Annotated in this window: 15 protein-coding genes; all 15 read left to right on the forward strand. The window is 59.8% G+C overall.

Annotated features, from left to right (window positions below; translation table 11 throughout):
- Nucleotides 1-193 precede the first annotated feature (193 nt).
- The 15 genes from rpsB to rnhB all read left to right on the forward strand — a co-directional run bounded on the left by rpsB (nucleotide 194) and on the right by rnhB (nucleotide 14,840).
- Nucleotides 194-931 (forward strand): 30S ribosomal protein S2, encoded by a 738-nt coding sequence (gene rpsB, locus U873_RS0107375; protein ID WP_011059524.1) that lies wholly within the window; start codon nucleotides 194-196, stop codon nucleotides 929-931.
- A gap of 201 nt (nucleotides 932-1,132) precedes the next feature.
- Nucleotides 1,133-1,996: a translation elongation factor Ts gene (gene tsf, locus U873_RS0107380; RefSeq protein WP_025127639.1), complete on the forward strand. Its 864-nt coding sequence runs from the start codon at nucleotides 1,133-1,135 to the stop codon at nucleotides 1,994-1,996.
- Nucleotides 1,997-2,203: 207 nt separating this feature from the next.
- The gene (gene pyrH / locus U873_RS0107385; protein ID WP_011059526.1) at nucleotides 2,204-2,947 is read left to right on the forward strand and encodes a UMP kinase; all 744 of its coding nucleotides are present in this window, start codon (nucleotides 2,204-2,206) and stop codon (nucleotides 2,945-2,947) included.
- Nucleotides 2,944-3,501: a ribosome recycling factor gene (gene frr, locus U873_RS0107390; RefSeq protein ID WP_025127640.1), complete on the forward strand. Its 558-nt coding sequence runs from the start codon at nucleotides 2,944-2,946 to the stop codon at nucleotides 3,499-3,501. The genes pyrH and frr overlap by 4 nt, the downstream gene beginning before the upstream one ends.
- Before the next feature lie 15 nt (nucleotides 3,502-3,516).
- Nucleotides 3,517-4,272, forward strand: a complete 756-nt coding sequence (uppS, locus tag U873_RS0107395; protein ID WP_025127641.1) for a polyprenyl diphosphate synthase — start codon at nucleotides 3,517-3,519, stop codon at nucleotides 4,270-4,272.
- On the forward strand, nucleotides 4,272-5,078 hold the full coding sequence (locus U873_RS0107400; RefSeq protein WP_025127642.1) for a phosphatidate cytidylyltransferase: 807 nt from the start codon (nucleotides 4,272-4,274) through the stop codon (nucleotides 5,076-5,078). Before uppS ends, U873_RS0107400 begins: the two co-directional genes overlap by 1 nt.
- A complete protein-coding gene (gene ispC / locus U873_RS0107405; RefSeq protein ID WP_025127643.1) occupies nucleotides 5,075-6,265 on the forward strand; it encodes a 1-deoxy-D-xylulose-5-phosphate reductoisomerase in 1,191 nt (396 codons plus the stop codon). The genes U873_RS0107400 and ispC overlap by 4 nt, the downstream gene beginning before the upstream one ends.
- A gap of 49 nt (nucleotides 6,266-6,314) precedes the next feature.
- Nucleotides 6,315-7,667 carry a sigma E protease regulator RseP gene (gene rseP, locus U873_RS0107410; RefSeq protein WP_025127644.1) on the forward strand — a complete coding sequence of 451 codons (1,353 nt, stop codon included), beginning with the start codon at nucleotides 6,315-6,317 and terminating at the stop codon, nucleotides 7,665-7,667.
- A gap of 74 nt (nucleotides 7,668-7,741) precedes the next feature.
- A complete protein-coding gene (gene bamA, locus U873_RS0107415; protein ID WP_025127645.1) occupies nucleotides 7,742-10,132 on the forward strand; it encodes an outer membrane protein assembly factor BamA in 2,391 nt (796 codons plus the stop codon).
- A 45-nt stretch (nucleotides 10,133-10,177) separates the two neighbouring features.
- Nucleotides 10,178-10,681 (forward strand): OmpH family outer membrane protein, encoded by a 504-nt coding sequence (locus U873_RS0107420; RefSeq protein WP_025127646.1) that lies wholly within the window; start codon nucleotides 10,178-10,180, stop codon nucleotides 10,679-10,681.
- A gap of 3 nt (nucleotides 10,682-10,684) precedes the next feature.
- Entirely contained in the window at nucleotides 10,685-11,740 is a 1,056-nt protein-coding gene (lpxD, locus tag U873_RS0107425) for a UDP-3-O-(3-hydroxymyristoyl)glucosamine N-acyltransferase (protein ID WP_025127647.1), read from the forward strand.
- Between the two features lie 109 nt (nucleotides 11,741-11,849).
- Nucleotides 11,850-12,290 carry a 3-hydroxyacyl-ACP dehydratase FabZ gene (gene fabZ / locus U873_RS0107430; protein WP_007924058.1) on the forward strand — a complete coding sequence of 147 codons (441 nt, stop codon included), beginning with the start codon at nucleotides 11,850-11,852 and terminating at the stop codon, nucleotides 12,288-12,290.
- The gene (gene lpxA, locus U873_RS0107435) at nucleotides 12,287-13,063 is read left to right on the forward strand and encodes an acyl-ACP--UDP-N-acetylglucosamine O-acyltransferase (RefSeq protein WP_025127648.1); all 777 of its coding nucleotides are present in this window, start codon (nucleotides 12,287-12,289) and stop codon (nucleotides 13,061-13,063) included. The genes fabZ and lpxA overlap by 4 nt, the downstream gene beginning before the upstream one ends.
- A 2-nt stretch (nucleotides 13,064-13,065) precedes the next feature.
- A complete protein-coding gene (gene lpxB, locus U873_RS0107440; protein WP_025127649.1) occupies nucleotides 13,066-14,196 on the forward strand; it encodes a lipid-A-disaccharide synthase in 1,131 nt (376 codons plus the stop codon).
- 11 nt (nucleotides 14,197-14,207) lie between these two features.
- Nucleotides 14,208-14,840, forward strand: a complete 633-nt coding sequence (gene rnhB, locus U873_RS0107445; RefSeq protein ID WP_025127650.1) for a ribonuclease HII — start codon at nucleotides 14,208-14,210, stop codon at nucleotides 14,838-14,840.
- Nucleotides 14,841-14,848: the final 8 nt, after the last annotated feature.

The raw sequence follows: 14,848 nt of genomic DNA on the forward strand, positions 1-14,848 counted from the left end.
ACGGATCAGTGGATGTGAATCCGGGTTCCGTTTTCGCCCTTGCTGTGGTATAAAATGCGCCGCTTTCCGGGGATGCCCCGAAAAGCCCAAACCCACACACGTGTCGACACGATGACCTGGGTGCCCTCAGCACAAGCTGTTGGTTGGTCATTGGGATACGTGGAGGCCTAACCCGACTTATTAAGGAACTATCATGTCCCAAGTCAACATGCGCGATATGCTGAAGGCCGGTGTGCACTTCGGTCACCAAACCCGTTACTGGAATCCGAAAATGGGTAAGTACATTTTCGGCGCGCGCAACAAGATTCACATCATCAACCTTGAAAAAACCCTGCCAATGTTCAACGAAGCTCTGACTTTCGTAGAGCGTCTGGCCCAGGGCAAAAACAAGATTCTGTTCGTCGGCACCAAGCGTTCCGCTGGCAAGATCGTTGCTGAAGAAGCAGCACGTTGCGGTTCGCCGTACGTCGATCACCGCTGGTTGGGCGGCATGCTGACCAACTACAAGACCATTCGTGCTTCCATCAAGCGTCTGCGTGACCTTGAAGTACAGGCCGAAGACGGTACTTTCGCCAAGCTGACCAAGAAAGAGGCGCTGATGCGCACTCGCGATCTGGAAAAGCTGGATCGTTCGCTGGGCGGTATCAAGGACATGGGCGGTCTGCCTGACGCACTGTTCGTGATCGACGTTGACCACGAGCGCATCGCGATCACCGAAGCCAACAAGCTGGGCATCCCGGTCATCGGCGTTGTCGACACCAACAGCAGCCCGGAAGGCGTTGACTACATCATCCCAGGCAACGATGACGCCATCCGCGCCATCCAGCTGTACATGGGTTCGATGGCTGACGCTGTGATCCGTGGTCGCAACAACGTTGCTGGCGGCACCGAAGTGTTCGAAGAAGCTGCAGCACCGGCGGCTGAAGCCTGAGTAACTGACGCTTAGCGTTTACTCAGTACGCAAAAAGGGGGCTTGGCCCCCTTTTTGCCAACTCGAAAATCATTTTGTCGAGCCCCCTGCAGTTTCTGTAATGGGCGGCTGCTATGAGATGACTTCGGGGCAAGGCCCAAGAATTGAACGCCCGTTCGATCGGGTGGAATGGTTGAAAACCTATCCAAGAGGATTTTGAAAATGGCAGAGATTACTGCGGCGCTGGTTAAAGAACTGCGCGAGCGTACCGGCGAAGGCATGATGGATTGCAAAAAGGCCTTGACCAAGGCCGGCGGCGACATCGAGAAAGCCATTGATGACATGCGTGCTTCCGGCGCGATCAAGGCTGCCAAGAAAGCAGGCAACGTTGCTGCTGAAGGCGCCATCGCCATCAAGGAAGACGGCAAGGCTGCCGTGATCATCGAAGTCAACTCGCAGACCGACTTCCTGGCCCTGCAAGACGACTTCAAGAACTTCGTCAACGCATGCGTTGAAAAAGCCTTCGCTGAAAAAATGACCGACGCAGCTCCGCTGATCGCCGCTCAGGAATCGGCTCGTGAAGCGCTGGTTGCCAAAGTCGGCGAGAACGTCAACATCCGTCGCCTGGCGCGCATCGAAGCTGACGTACTGGGTTCGTACCTGCACGGCAACAAGATCGGTGTTGTGGTCGCTCTGAAAGGCGGCAACGCCGAGCTGGCCAAGGACATCGCCATGCACGTAGCAGCCAGCAACCCTGAGTTCCTGCTGCCATCGCAAGTTTCCGCTGAAGCCATCGAGCGCGAGAAAGGCGTGTTCATGAGCCTCAACGAAGACAAGATGAAGGGCAAGCCTGCCGAAATCGTCGAGAAGATGATTGCCGGTCGCATCAGCAAGTTCCTGGCTGAAGCCAGCCTGGTTGAGCAAGCCTTCGTCAAGAACCCAGAGATCACCGTAGGTACTCTGGCCAAGCAGGGCGGCGCTGAAATCGTTTCCTTCACCTACTTCAAAGTGGGCGAAGGCATCGAGAAGCCAGTGGACAACTTCGCTGAAGAAGTTGCTGCTCAGCTGGCTGCCAGCAAGCAATAAGACAGTTTTCAACTGTCGCCCAGAAGAGGCTGCCCGCTCACGCGCGCAGCCTCTTTTCAAATGGGCAGGACAATTTAGTGATTGACCTTCGGAACCGGTTTACAAAGTCGTGTTCTGATGGCGCTGTGACAGCGTCAAGCTAGAGTGAACGCAGGCTGTAAACAGTCCGCAAAGAATTTTTAAAATACGCCGCAGGAGAGATTCGCAATGGCTCAGCAGGGCAGTGGTTATCAAGCTCGCTATAAACGCATTCTACTCAAGCTTAGCGGCGAGGCCCTGATGGGCTCGGAAGAGTTCGGGATCGATCCCAAGGTGCTGGATCGCATGGCGCTGGAAGTCGGCCAACTGGTCGGTATCGGCGTTCAGGTAGGCTTGGTGATCGGTGGTGGCAACCTGTTCCGTGGTGCCGCACTGAGTGCCGCCGGGATGGATCGGGTCACAGGTGACCACATGGGCATGCTGGCCACTGTAATGAACGCCCTGGCCATGCGCGATGCGCTGGAACGTGCGAATATCTCGGCCATCGTGATGTCGGCCATTTCCATGGTCGGCGTGACCGATCATTATGATCGCCGCAAGGCCATGCGCCACCTGAACTCCAAAGAGGTGGTGATCTTCGCGGCCGGTACCGGCAACCCGTTCTTCACCACCGACTCTGCAGCCTGCCTGCGAGCCATCGAGATCGATGCCGATGTCGTGCTCAAGGCAACCAAGGTGGATGGTGTTTACACTGCAGATCCGTTCAAAGACCCGCATGCCGAGAAGTTCGATCATCTGACTTACGATGAAGTGCTGGATCGCAAGCTGGGAGTGATGGACCTGACGGCCATCTGCCTGTGCCGCGACCACAAGATGCCGCTGCGGGTATTTAACATGAACAAGCCCGGCGCCCTGCTGAATATCGTGCATGGTGGCGCTGAAGGAACCCTGATCGAGGAAGGCGAACAATGATCAACGAAATCAAGAAAGACGCTCAAGAGCGCATGAAGAAATCCCTGGAGTCCCTGGCGCATGCGTTCAGCCGCATCCGTACCGGCCAGGCTCACCCGAGCATTCTGGCGGGCGTGATGGTGCCTTACTACGGCGCCGACACCCCGATCAACCAGGTGGCCAACGTTACCGTCAAGGATTCTCGTACCCTGCAGGTCGTGGCATTCGAGCGCAACATGCTGGCAGCCGTGGACAAGGCAATCCAGAGCTCCGGCCTGGGCTTCAACCCGACCAACCTGGGCGAGTTGTTGCTGATCACCATGCCGGCCTTGACCGAGGAAACCCGCAAGGGCTTCACCAAGCAGGCTCGCGAAGCGGCTGAAGATGCCCGTATTGCCGTGCGCAACGTGCGTCGTGACGCCCTGAGCCAGCTCAAGGACTTGGTCAAGGAAAAAGAAATCAGTGAGGACGACGAGCGTCGTGCGGCTGACGAGATCCAGAAGCTGACCGACAAGTTCGTGGCGGAAATCGAAGTGGCCGTGAAGCAGAAAGAAGCGGACTTGATGGCCGTATAAGGGTCAGGCGTTTTCATGGAAAAGACCAAGCAGTCTGTATCGTCCTCGGTACCGCGACACGTCGCGATCATCATGGACGGTAATAATCGCTGGGCAAAAAAACGCTTTATGCCGGGGGTTGCCGGGCATAAAGCGGGTGTTGACGCGGTGCGTGCAGTCATCGAGGTGTGTGCCGAGGCCAAGGTCGAGGTGCTGACCCTGTTCGCTTTTTCCAGTGAAAACTGGCAGCGCCCGGCCGAGGAAGTCAGTGCCTTGATGGATCTGTTCTTCAAGGCCTTGCGCCGTGAGGCCAAGCGCCTCAACGAGAACAACATCAGCCTGAGGATCATTGGCGATCGCTCGCGTTTTCATCCCGAGTTGCAAGCGGCGATGCGTGAAGCGGAAGCCATCACTGCCGGCAGTGGCCGCTTCATCCTGCAGATCGCCGCCAATTACGGCGGCCAGTGGGATATCGCCCAGGCCGCCCAGCGCCTGGCACGCGAAGTCCAGGCCGGGCACTTGCGGCCCGAGGACATCACGCCGGGCCTGTTGCAGACCTGCCTGGCCACTGGCGATCTGCCATTGCCCGACCTGTGCATCCGGACCGGTGGTGAGCATCGCATCAGCAACTTCCTGTTGTGGCAGTTGGCTTACGCCGAACTGTATTTCTCCGACCTGTATTGGCCGGACTTCAAACACGAAGCCATGCGTACTGCATTGGCCGATTACGCCTCTCGGCAGCGCCGCTTCGGTAAGACGAGCGAGCAGGTCGAGGCTGGAGCCCGGGTTTAATGCTTAAACAACGAATCATTACTGCGCTGATCCTGCTGCCGATCGCCTTGTGCGGGTTCTTCCTGCTCGAAGGTTCGGGGTTCGCCCTGTTCATCGGCGTGGTCGTCAGCCTGGGTGCCTGGGAATGGGCGCGCCTGGCAGGCTTCGAGGCGCAGCCGGCCCGGGTGGCCTACGCAGTGGCGATAGCGGCGCTGTTGTTCGTGATGCACCTGGTGCCCGGCGTCGCGCCTTGGGTCCTGGGGGCGGCGGTGCTGTGGTGGGGGTTGGCGACTTTCCTGGTGCTCACCTACCCGCGTACCCGTGATCAGTGGTCCGGTGCTGCACCCAAGCTGTTGATTGGTCTGTTGATCCTGCTGCCGGCCTGGCAGGGCCTGGTGTTCATCAAGCAGTTGCCCCTGGGCAACTGGCTGATCATGGCGGTGATGGTTTTGGTGTGGGGCGCGGATATCGGCGCCTACTTCTCCGGCAAGGCCTTCGGCAAGCGCAAGCTGGCGCCACAGGTCAGCCCCGGCAAGAGCTGGGAGGGCGTGTATGGCGGCCTGGCCTTGAGCCTGGTGATCACCGCTGTGGTCGGGCTGGTGCGAGGCTGGAGCCTGGGGCAGATCCTTCTGGGGTTGCTGGGCGCGGCCATCGTGGTCTTCATCTCGGTGGTCGGTGACCTGACCGAGAGCATGTTCAAGCGCCAGGCCGGGATCAAGGACAGCAGCAACCTGCTGCCCGGGCACGGCGGCGTGCTCGATCGGATCGATAGCCTGACCGCTGCCATCCCGGTATTCGCGGTGCTGCTGTGGATGGCTGCGCCGTGAGTGCTGTGCAACAGATCACGGTTCTGGGGGCTACCGGCTCCATCGGCCTGAGTACGCTGGATGTCATCGCTCGGCATCCGGACCGCTATCAGGTGTTCGCCCTCACCGGCTTCAGCCGTTTGCCTGAGCTGCTGGCCTTGTGCGTGCGCCATGTGCCGCGCTTTGCCGTGGTGCCTGAGGCTGCCGCAGCCAGGCGTTTGCAGGAAGATCTGCAAGCGGCCGGGCTGGCGACCCGAGTGCTGGTGGGTGAGCAGGGGTTGTGTGAAGTCGCCTCGGCGCCCGAAGTCGATGCAGTAATGGCGGCGATCGTCGGGGCGGCGGGCTTGCGTCCCACGCTTGCCGCCGTGGAGGCAGGCAAGAAGATCCTCCTGGCCAATAAAGAAGCGCTGGTGATGTCCGGCGCGCTGTTCATGCAGGCGGTGGGCAAGAGCGGCTCGGTGCTGCTGCCCATCGACAGTGAGCACAATGCGATCTTTCAATGCATGCCCGGGGACTTCTCCCGCGGGCTGAGTCAGGTGGGGGTGCGGCGGATTCTGCTGACCGCCTCGGGTGGTCCATTCCGTCAGACACCGCTGGCCGAGCTCGAGCATGTCTCGCCGGAGCAGGCCTGTGCTCACCCGAACTGGTCCATGGGGCGCAAGATCTCGGTGGACTCGGCAAGCATGATGAACAAGGGGCTGGAGCTTATCGAGGCCTGCTGGCTGTTCGATGCCAAGCCTTCCCAGGTCGAAGTGGTGGTGCACCCGCAAAGCGTGATCCACTCGTTGGTGGACTATGTCGACGGTTCGGTGCTGGCGCAGTTGGGCAACCCTGACATGCGGACCCCTATCGCCAATGCCCTGGCCTGGCCGGAGCGCATCGATTCCGGGGTGGCCCCGCTGGATCTGTTCGCCATCGCTCGCCTGGATTTCCAGGCGCCCGACGAACAGCGGTTCCCTTGCCTGCGCCTGGCGCGCCAAGCTGCCGAGGCGGGGGGCAGTGCTCCGGCGATGTTGAATGCGGCCAATGAAGTGGCGGTTTCGGCGTTTCTCGAACGGCGCATCCGTTACCCCGAGATCGCGAGTATCATCGATGAGGTTTTGGCTCGTGAGCCTGCAGTCGCAGTCAATGAGCTCGATGCAGTGTTTGCGGCAGACGCCAAGGCCCGCGGCCTGGCGCAACAATGGTTGCAGCGTAACGGGCGATAGGATGCGCGGCCGGGGCGAGTGGCGGCGAATAGGATTGCGGAGAAACTAGATGAGCGCGCTCTATATGATTGTCGGCACCCTGGTAGCCCTGGGCGTGCTGGTCACCTTCCACGAGTTCGGCCACTTCTGGGTCGCACGTCGCTGTGGCGTCAAGGTCCTGCGGTTCTCCGTGGGCTTCGGCATGCCTCTGTTGCGCTGGCACGATCATCGTGGCACCGAATTCGTGATCGCCGCCATTCCCCTGGGCGGCTATGTGAAGATGCTCGACGAGCGTGAGGGCGAGGTGGCGGCCGAAGAGCTGGACCAATCCTTCAATCGCAAGTCCGTGCGCCAGCGCATCGCCATTGTTGCTGCAGGCCCTATTGCCAATTTCCTTCTGGCCCTGGTGTTCTTCTGGGCGCTGGCGATGCTGGGCAGCCAGCAGGTGCGGCCGGTCATCGGCGATGTCGAGGCGGGCAGTATCGCGGCCAAGGCCGGCCTCGGTGCGGGCGAGGAAATCGTCGCGATCGACGGTGAACCCACTACAGGTTGGGCGGCGGTGAATCTGCAGTTGGTTCGGCGCCTGGGTGAAAGCGGTACCTTGCAAGTGCTGGTGCGCGAGCAGGGGGCGAGCGTGGACTCGCCGCGCCAGTTGATGCTGGACAAGTGGCTCAAGGGGGCTGATGAGCCTGATCCGATTCGTTCGCTGGGGATCCGCCCGTGGCGCCCGGCGTTGCCGCCGGTGCTGGCCGAACTCGATCCGAAAGGCCCGGCCCAGGCTGCCGGCTTGAAGACAGGCGATCGCCTGCTGGCGCTTGACGAGCAGGCGCTGACCGACTGGCAGCAAGTGGTGGATTGGGTGCGTGTACACCCTGATACCAAAATTGTGCTGCATGTCGAACGTGATGGTGCTCAAATCGCCGTCCCGGTGACCCTGGCCAGTCGCGGCGAAAGCAAGGCGCCAAATGGTTACCTGGGAGCCGGGGTAAAAGCTGTCGACTGGCCGCCAGAGATGCTCCGCGAGGTCAGCTACGGGCCATTGCAAGCGATTGGCGAAGGCGCCCGGCGCACTTGGACCATGAGCGTCCTGACCCTGGAATCACTGAAGAAAATGTTGTTCGGCGAGCTCTCGGTAAAAAACTTGAGTGGACCGATAACCATTGCTAAAGTGGCGGGCGCTTCTGCCCAGTCGGGCATTGCTGATTTCTTGAATTTCCTTGCTTATCTGAGTATTAGCCTGGGTGTTCTGAATTTGCTGCCCATCCCGGTACTGGATGGGGGGCATTTGTTGTTTTATCTGATCGAGTGGGCGCGTGGTCGTCCCTTGTCGGATCGGGTGCAGGGTTGGGGGATACAGATCGGTATCAGCTTGGTGGTCGGAGTCATGCTGCTTGCTCTGGTCAACGATCTGGGTCGTCTGTAACGCTTCGCTGAATTGCGAATCTGCCGCATTTTGCGGCAGTTTGTTTATTGCCAGTTGGAATAAGAAAGGACTTCATGAAACGTCTGCTGCTAACTGCGGTTCTCACCGTATTGATGATCGCCGAAGTTCACGCCGAGTCCTTCACTATCTCCGATATCCGGGTCAACGGGCTTCAGCGCGTTTCCGCGGGTAGCGTCTTTGGGGCCTTGCCGTTGAACGTCGGCGAGCAGGCGGATGACCGTCGCCTGGTGGAATCCACTCGTGCGCTGTTCAAAACCGGCTTCTTCCAAGACATCCAGCTGGGCCGCGATGGCAACGTCCTGGTCATCACAGTAGTCGAGCGGCCGTCGGTTGCCAGTATCGAGATCGAAGGCAACAAGGCGATCTCGACTGAAGACCTGATGAAAGGCCTCAAGCAGTCCGGTCTGTCCGAAGGTGAAATCTTCCAGCGTGCGACCCTCGAAGGCGTGCGTAACGAACTGCAGCGTCAATATGTCGCTCAGGGCCGCTACTCGGCCACCGTCGAGACCGAAGTGGTACCGCAGCCGCGCAACCGTGTCGGCCTGAAGGTCAACATCAACGAAGGTACGGTCGCTGCCATCCAGCACATCAACGTGGTGGGCAACACGGTCTTTCCCGACGAGGACCTGATCGGCCTGTTCGAACTCAAGACCACCAACTGGCTGTCGTTCTTCAAGAACGATGACAAGTACGCCCGTGAAAAGCTTTCCGGTGACCTGGAACGCCTGCGTTCCTATTATCTGGATCGTGGCTATATCAACATGGATATCGCTTCGACCCAGGTGTCCATCACCCCGGACAAGAAGCACGTCTACATTACCGTCAACGTCAACGAAGGCGAGAAGTACAGCGTTCGTGACGTGAAACTCAGCGGCGACCTGAAAGTGCCTGAAGACCAGGTCAAGGCGCTGTTGCTGGTGGAGAAGGGCCAGGTGTTCTCGCGCAAGCTGATGACCACCACCTCCGAACTGATCACCCGCCGTCTGGGTAACGAAGGCTACACCTTCGCCAACGTCAACGGCGTGCCTCAGCCACACGATGAAGACCACACCGTGGACATCACCTTCGTGGTGGATCCAGGCAAGCGTGCCTACGTCAACCGCATCAACTTCCGTGGCAACACCAAGTCCGAGGACGAAGTGTTGCGTCGCGAGATGCGTCAGATGGAAGGTGGCTGGGCTTCGACCTACCTGATCGACCAATCCAAGACCCGCCTCGAGCGTCTGGGCTTCTTCAAGGAAGTCAACGTCGAGACTCCGGCGGTTCCGGGGGTCGACGACCAGGTCGACGTGAACTACGCCGTTGAAGAACAGGCCTCCGGCTCGATCACCGCCAGCGTTGGTTTCGCCCAGAGCGCCGGTCTGATCCTCGGTGGCTCGATTACCCAGAACAACTTCCTGGGTACCGGTAACAAGGTCAGCATCGGCCTGACCCGCAGCGAATACCAGAGCCGCTACAACTTCGGCTACGTTGACCCCTACTGGACCGCCGATGGCGTGAGCCTGGGCTACAACGCTTTCTATCGCACCACTGACTACAAAGACCTCGACGTCGACGTGGCCAGCTACGCGGTGGACAGCCTGGGTGCCGGCGTCAGCGTGGGCTACCCGATCAGTGAGACTTCGCGTCTGACCTTCGGCCTGACCGCGCAGCAGGACAAGATCAAGACCGGCCTGTACACCGTCGATGAAATTTTCGACTTTGTGAACAAGCAGGGCGACAACTACCTCAACTTCAAGGCCTCGGCCGGCTGGTCCGAGTCGACCCTGAACAAAGGCGTGCTGGCGACCCGTGGTCACTCGCAAAGCCTGGTATTGGAAACCACTACGCCAGGCAGCGACCTGTCGTTCTTCAAGCTCGACTACCGTGGCCAGTTGTTCACTCCGCTGAGTGAGAACTACACCATGCGCTTCCATACCGAATTGGGTTATGGCGATGGTTTCGGCGACACCAAAGGCTTGCCGTTCTACGAGAACTACTATGCTGGTGGCTTCAACTCGGTTCGCGGCTTCAAGGACAGTACCCTGGGCCCGCGCAGTACTCCGAGCCGTGGCGTGGGTGTAACCGGTAACTCCGGCACTGCTGCAGACCCTGATCAGGATCCGCTGCCATTCGGTGGCAACGTGTTGATCCAGGGTGGTGCCGAGCTGCTGTTCCCGCTGCCATTCGTCAAGGATCAACGCTCTTTGCGGACCTCGCTGTTCTGGGATGTGGGTAATGTCTTCAACTCCCGCTGTGAAAGCACGTCCAACACCATTGCTGCGTCGAATGTAAAAACTCAGTGCAACGATATCAGCCTGAGCAATCTGGCGAGTTCCGTGGGTGTCGGTGTGACGTGGGTTACCGCCCTGGGTCCACTGAGTTTTGCCTTGGCGATGCCGATCAAGAAACCGGATGACGCTGAAACCCAGGTGTTCCAATTCTCCCTTGGTCAGACTTTCTAATAGCCTGACCCTAGATAACGACAATGGATTTTGTAGGAGTGCATCGTGCGTAAGTTGACTCAATTGGTTCTCCTGGCCACCGTTCTGGTCGCGAGCCCGGCATTTGCCGAAATGAAAATCGCTGTCCTGAACTATCAGATGGCCCTGTTGGAATCCGATGCGGCGAAGAAGTACGCAGTGGACGCCGAGAAGAAGTTCGGCCCACAACTGACCAAGCTGAAAACGCTGGAAAGCAGTGCCAAGGGTATCCAGGATCGCCTGGTTGCCGGTGGTGACAAGATGCAGCAGGGCGAGCGCGAACGTCTGGAGCTTGAGTTCAAGCAAAAGGCTCGCGACTTCCAGTTCCAATCCAAGGAGCTGAACGAAGCCAAGGCCGTTGCTGACCGCGAGATGCTCAAGCAGCTGAAGCCGAAGCTGGACAGCGCGGTTGAAGAAGTCATCAAGAAAGGTGCTTTCGACCTGGTCTTCGAGCGTGGCGCAGTGATCGATGTCAAACCTCAGTACGACATCACTCGCCAGGTTATCGAGCGTATGAATCAGCTGAAGTAAGCCATGACCGCGACTATAAAACTCGGCCAGTTGGCCGAGTTCCTCGGCGCCACCTTGAGTGGCGACGCGGAGAAGGAAATCACTGGGCTAGCCACCTTGCAGGAGGCTGGCCCAGCTCAGTTGAGCTTTTTGGCAAATCCCCAGTACCGCAAATACCTGGTGGACTGTCAGGCCGGTGCGGTGCTGTTGAAGGCCGCCGATGCCGAAGCCTATGTCGGTGACGCATTGGTGGTGGCAGACCCTTACCTGTCCTACGCACGCATTTCCCACCTGTTCGATCCCAAGCCCAAGGCTGCGGCCGGTATCCATGCTTCTGCAGTGATCGCTGCTGATGCGCTGGTAGACCCTGCTGCAAGCGTCGGTGCATTTGCGGTGGTCGAGAGCGGTGCGCGGATTGCTGCTGGCGTGACCATCGGTGCCCATTGCTTTATCGGCGCCCGCTGCGAGATCGGTGAAGGTGGCTGGCTGGCACCGCGAGTGACCCTGTATCACGATGTGCGTATCGGCAAGCGCGTGGTGATTCAGTCGGGCGCAGTACTGGGTGGCGAAGGCTTTGGTTTTGCCAACGAAAAGGGCATCTGGCAGAAGATCGCGCAGATTGGCGGTGTGACCATCGGTGACGATGTGGAGATCGGCGTCAACACGGCGATCGACCGCGGCGCCCTGGCCGATACCGTGATCGGCAACGGTGTGAAGCTGGACAACCAGATTCAGATCGCCCACAACGTCCAGATCGGTGACCACACCGCCATGGCCGCCTGTGTGGGGATTTCCGGCAGCACCAAGATCGGCAAGCACTGTATGCTCGCGGGTGGTGTAGGCCTGGTGGGACACATCGAGATTTGCGACAACGTGTTCCTCACCGGGATGACCATGGTGACCCACTCGATCACCGAGCCGGGGGCCTACTCTTCCGGCACTGCCATGCAGCCTGCTGCCGAGTGGCGCAAAAGTGCGGCACGTATCCGCCAGCTTGATGACCTTGCACGGCGTCTGCGTCAGTTGGAAAAGCGCGTTGGGGGCGTGACCCCTGATGGCAATGCTTCATCAGATGGCTGATACCATTTCCATATCAAGTGTGCACAGCCGCTAGACTGCCTCCTTGATTTGCTAGAGGAGCGTGCATTAGTCGCGCGCTCCCACTCTTTACTACAGGCTTCCCCCCGAAATGATGGACATCAACGAGATTCGCGAATACCTGCCTCACCGTTACCCTTTCCTGTTGGTGGATCGGGTGGTGGATCTGGATGTTGAGGGCAAGTGCATTCGTGCCTACAAGAATGTCAGCATCAACGAGCCGTTTTTCAACGGTCACTTCCCTGCGCACCCGATCATGCCAGGCGTGCTGATCATCGAGGCCATGGCTCAAGCTGCGGGCATTCTCGGCTTCAAGATGCTCGACGTGAAACCCGCCGACGGCACCCTCTACTACTTCGTCGGCTCCGACAAGCTGCGCTTTCGCCAGCCGGTACTGCCGGGTGACCAGTTGATCCTGGAAGCCAAGTTCATCAGCTGCAAGCGCCAGATCTGGAAGTTCGAGTGCCAGGCGTCGGTAGATGGCAAGCCGGTCTGCTCCGCGGAAATCATCTGCGCGGAACGCAAACTATGAGTTTGATTGACCCTCGCGCAATCATCGATCCGACGGCCGTGCTGGCCGACGACGTTGAGGTCGGCCCGTGGTCGATCGTCGGCGCTGGTGTGGAAATCGGCGAGGGTACTGTGATCGGGCCCCATGTGATTCTCAAGGGCCCTGCGCGGATTGGCAGGCACAACCGCATCTACCAGTTCTCATCGGTAGGTGAGGACACCCCTGACCTGAAGTACAAGGGCGAGGAAACCCGCCTGGTGATCGGTGATCACAATGTGATCCGCGAAGGCGTGACCATTCATCGTGGCACCATCCAGGATCGTGCGGAAACCACCCTGGGCGATCACAACCTGGTCATGGCCTATGCCCACATCGGGCATGACAGTGTCATCGGCAACCATTGCATCCTGGTCAACAACACTGCCTTGGCCGGCCATGTGCACGTGGACGACTGGGCGATTCTTTCCGGTTTCACCCTGGTGCACCAGTACTGCCATATTGGCGCCCATAGTTTTTCCGGGATGGGCACTGCCATCGGCAAGGATGTACCGGCGTTCGTCACGGTGTTCGGCAACCCTGCAGAAGCCCGCAGCATGAATTTCGAGGGCATGCGTCGTCGCGGTTTCAGCGAGGATGCGATCCATGCCCTGCGCCGTGCCTACAAGGTGGTCTACCGCCAGGGGCTGACTGTTGATCAAGCCTTGGCCGAGTTGGCCGAGCCTGCTGCCCAGTTTCCCGAAGTCGCGGTCTTTCGCGACTCGATCCAGTCTTCGACTCGCGGCATTACCCGTTAATCATGAGCACTCTGCGTATTGCGCTGGTGGCTGGCGAAGCCTCCGGCGACATTCTCGGCGCCGGTTTGATGCGTGCCCTCAAGGCCCAGCATCCGACCGTCGAATTCATTGGTGTCGGCGGTCCGTTGATGCAGGCCGAAGGCCTGACGTCCTACTTCCCCATGGAGCGCCTTGCGGTCATGGGGCTGGTGGAGGTGCTCGGGCGGCTGCGTGAGTTACTGGCTCGCCGCAAGAAGCTGATCCAGACCCTGATTGCCGAAAAACCGGATGTATTCATCGGCATCGACGCTCCTGATTTCACCCTGAACATCGAGCTCAAACTGCGTCAGGCCGGGATCAAGACCGTGCATTACGTCAGCCCGTCGGTCTGGGCCTGGCGGCAGAAACGGGTCCTGAAGATCCGTGAAGGCTGCGATCTGATGCTCACCCTGTTTCCCTTCGAGGCCAGGTTCTACGAAGAGAAGGGCGTGCCGGTGAAGTTCGTCGGTCACTCCCTGGCCGATGCCATTCCGCTTGAGGCCGATCGGGCCGCGGCACGCGCCGAACTGGGCCTGCCCGATGGCCCGCTGGTGGCCTTGATGCCCGGCAGTCGAGGCGGTGAAGTGGGACGCCTGGGGGCCTTGTTCCTCGACGCCGCTCAGCGCCTGCGAGCGTTGCGCCCCGGTGTGCGCTTCATCATGCCGTGCGCCAGCCCGGAGCGGCGGGTTCAGTTGGAAGAGCTGCTGGCCAGCCGCGACCTGCCGCTGACCCTGCTCGATGGACAGTCCCACAAGGCCCTGGCGGCCTGTGACGCGGTGCTGATCGCCTCCGGTACGGCCACCCTCGAAGCCTTGCTCTACAAGCGTCCGATGGTGGTTGCCTATCGCTTGGCGCCCCTGACCTTCTGGATTCTCAAGCGCATGGTCAAGAGTCCTTATATTTCCCTGCCGAACCTGTTGGCCCAGCGTTTGCTGGTGCCCGAGCTGCTGCAGGATGAGGCGACTGCCGAAGCCCTGGCCCAGACCCTGTCACCGTTGATCGAAGGTGGCGAAGAACAGACCCGCGGTTTTGACCAGATCCATCGGACCCTGCGTCGCGACGCCTCCAACCAGGCCGCGCAAGCGGTGCTCGAACTGATAGGTAAACCGCTGTGAGTAGCGCAAAGATGCAGATGGGCCTGGATTTCACCCTGGTGGCGGATGCCGAGGACCTGGTGGCCGGTGTCGACGAGGTCGGCCGCGGCCCCTTGTGTGGCGCAGTGGTCACGGCAGCGGTGATCCTTGATCCGAAGCGACCGATCGTCGGTCTCAACGACTCGAAGAAACTCACCGAGGCCCGTCGCGAGAAACTGTTCGACGAGATCTGCGAAAAGGCCCTGAGCTGGTGCATTGCCCGGGCCGAGGTCGAGGAGATCGATGAGCTGAACATCCTCCATGCCACCATGCTGGCCATGCAGCGGGCGGTGGAAGGACTGAGTGTGACCCCGAAGCTGGCGATGATCGATGGCAACCGCTGTCCACGCCTCGCCATGCCGGCTGAAGCCGTGGTGAAGGGGGATAGCAAGGTGCCGGCGATTGCCGCGGCGTCGATTCTGGCCAAGGTCAGTCGCGATCGTGAGATGGCCGCCTTTGAACTGATCTACCCGGGCTACGGCATCGGTGGGCACAAGGGCTACCCGACGCCAGTGCATCTTGAGGCCCTTGCGCGCCTTGGACCGACGCCCATTCACCGGCGCTCCTTTGCTCCCGTGCGCTTGGCCTACGAGGCGCTCGAGCGCCTGGACAAGATACCGTCCTGAGGCTGATG

The organism is Pseudomonas sp. PH1b (assembly GCF_000633395.1).
GTDB lineage: Bacteria > Pseudomonadota > Gammaproteobacteria > Pseudomonadales > Pseudomonadaceae > Aquipseudomonas.

Coding starts and splice junctions, on each gene's coding strand:
- rnhB (WP_025127650.1), top strand. CDS start 14,208: ATGCAGATGGGCCTGGATTTCACCCTGGTGGCGGATGCCGAGGACCTG.
- lpxB (WP_025127649.1), top strand. CDS start 13,066: ATGAGCACTCTGCGTATTGCGCTGGTGGCTGGCGAAGCCTCCGGCGAC.
- uppS (WP_025127641.1), top strand. CDS start 3,517: ATGGAAAAGACCAAGCAGTCTGTATCGTCCTCGGTACCGCGACACGTC.
- tsf (WP_025127639.1), top strand. CDS start 1,133: ATGGCAGAGATTACTGCGGCGCTGGTTAAAGAACTGCGCGAGCGTACC.
- bamA (WP_025127645.1), top strand. CDS start 7,742: ATGAAACGTCTGCTGCTAACTGCGGTTCTCACCGTATTGATGATCGCC.
- pyrH (WP_011059526.1), top strand. CDS start 2,204: ATGGCTCAGCAGGGCAGTGGTTATCAAGCTCGCTATAAACGCATTCTA.
- lpxD (WP_025127647.1), top strand. CDS start 10,685: ATGACCGCGACTATAAAACTCGGCCAGTTGGCCGAGTTCCTCGGCGCC.
- frr (WP_025127640.1), top strand. CDS start 2,944: ATGATCAACGAAATCAAGAAAGACGCTCAAGAGCGCATGAAGAAATCC.
- lpxA (WP_025127648.1), top strand. CDS start 12,287: ATGAGTTTGATTGACCCTCGCGCAATCATCGATCCGACGGCCGTGCTG.
- fabZ (WP_007924058.1), top strand. CDS start 11,850: ATGATGGACATCAACGAGATTCGCGAATACCTGCCTCACCGTTACCCT.
- U873_RS0107400 (WP_025127642.1), top strand. CDS start 4,272: ATGCTTAAACAACGAATCATTACTGCGCTGATCCTGCTGCCGATCGCC.
- rseP (WP_025127644.1), top strand. CDS start 6,315: ATGAGCGCGCTCTATATGATTGTCGGCACCCTGGTAGCCCTGGGCGTG.
- rpsB (WP_011059524.1), top strand. CDS start 194: ATGTCCCAAGTCAACATGCGCGATATGCTGAAGGCCGGTGTGCACTTC.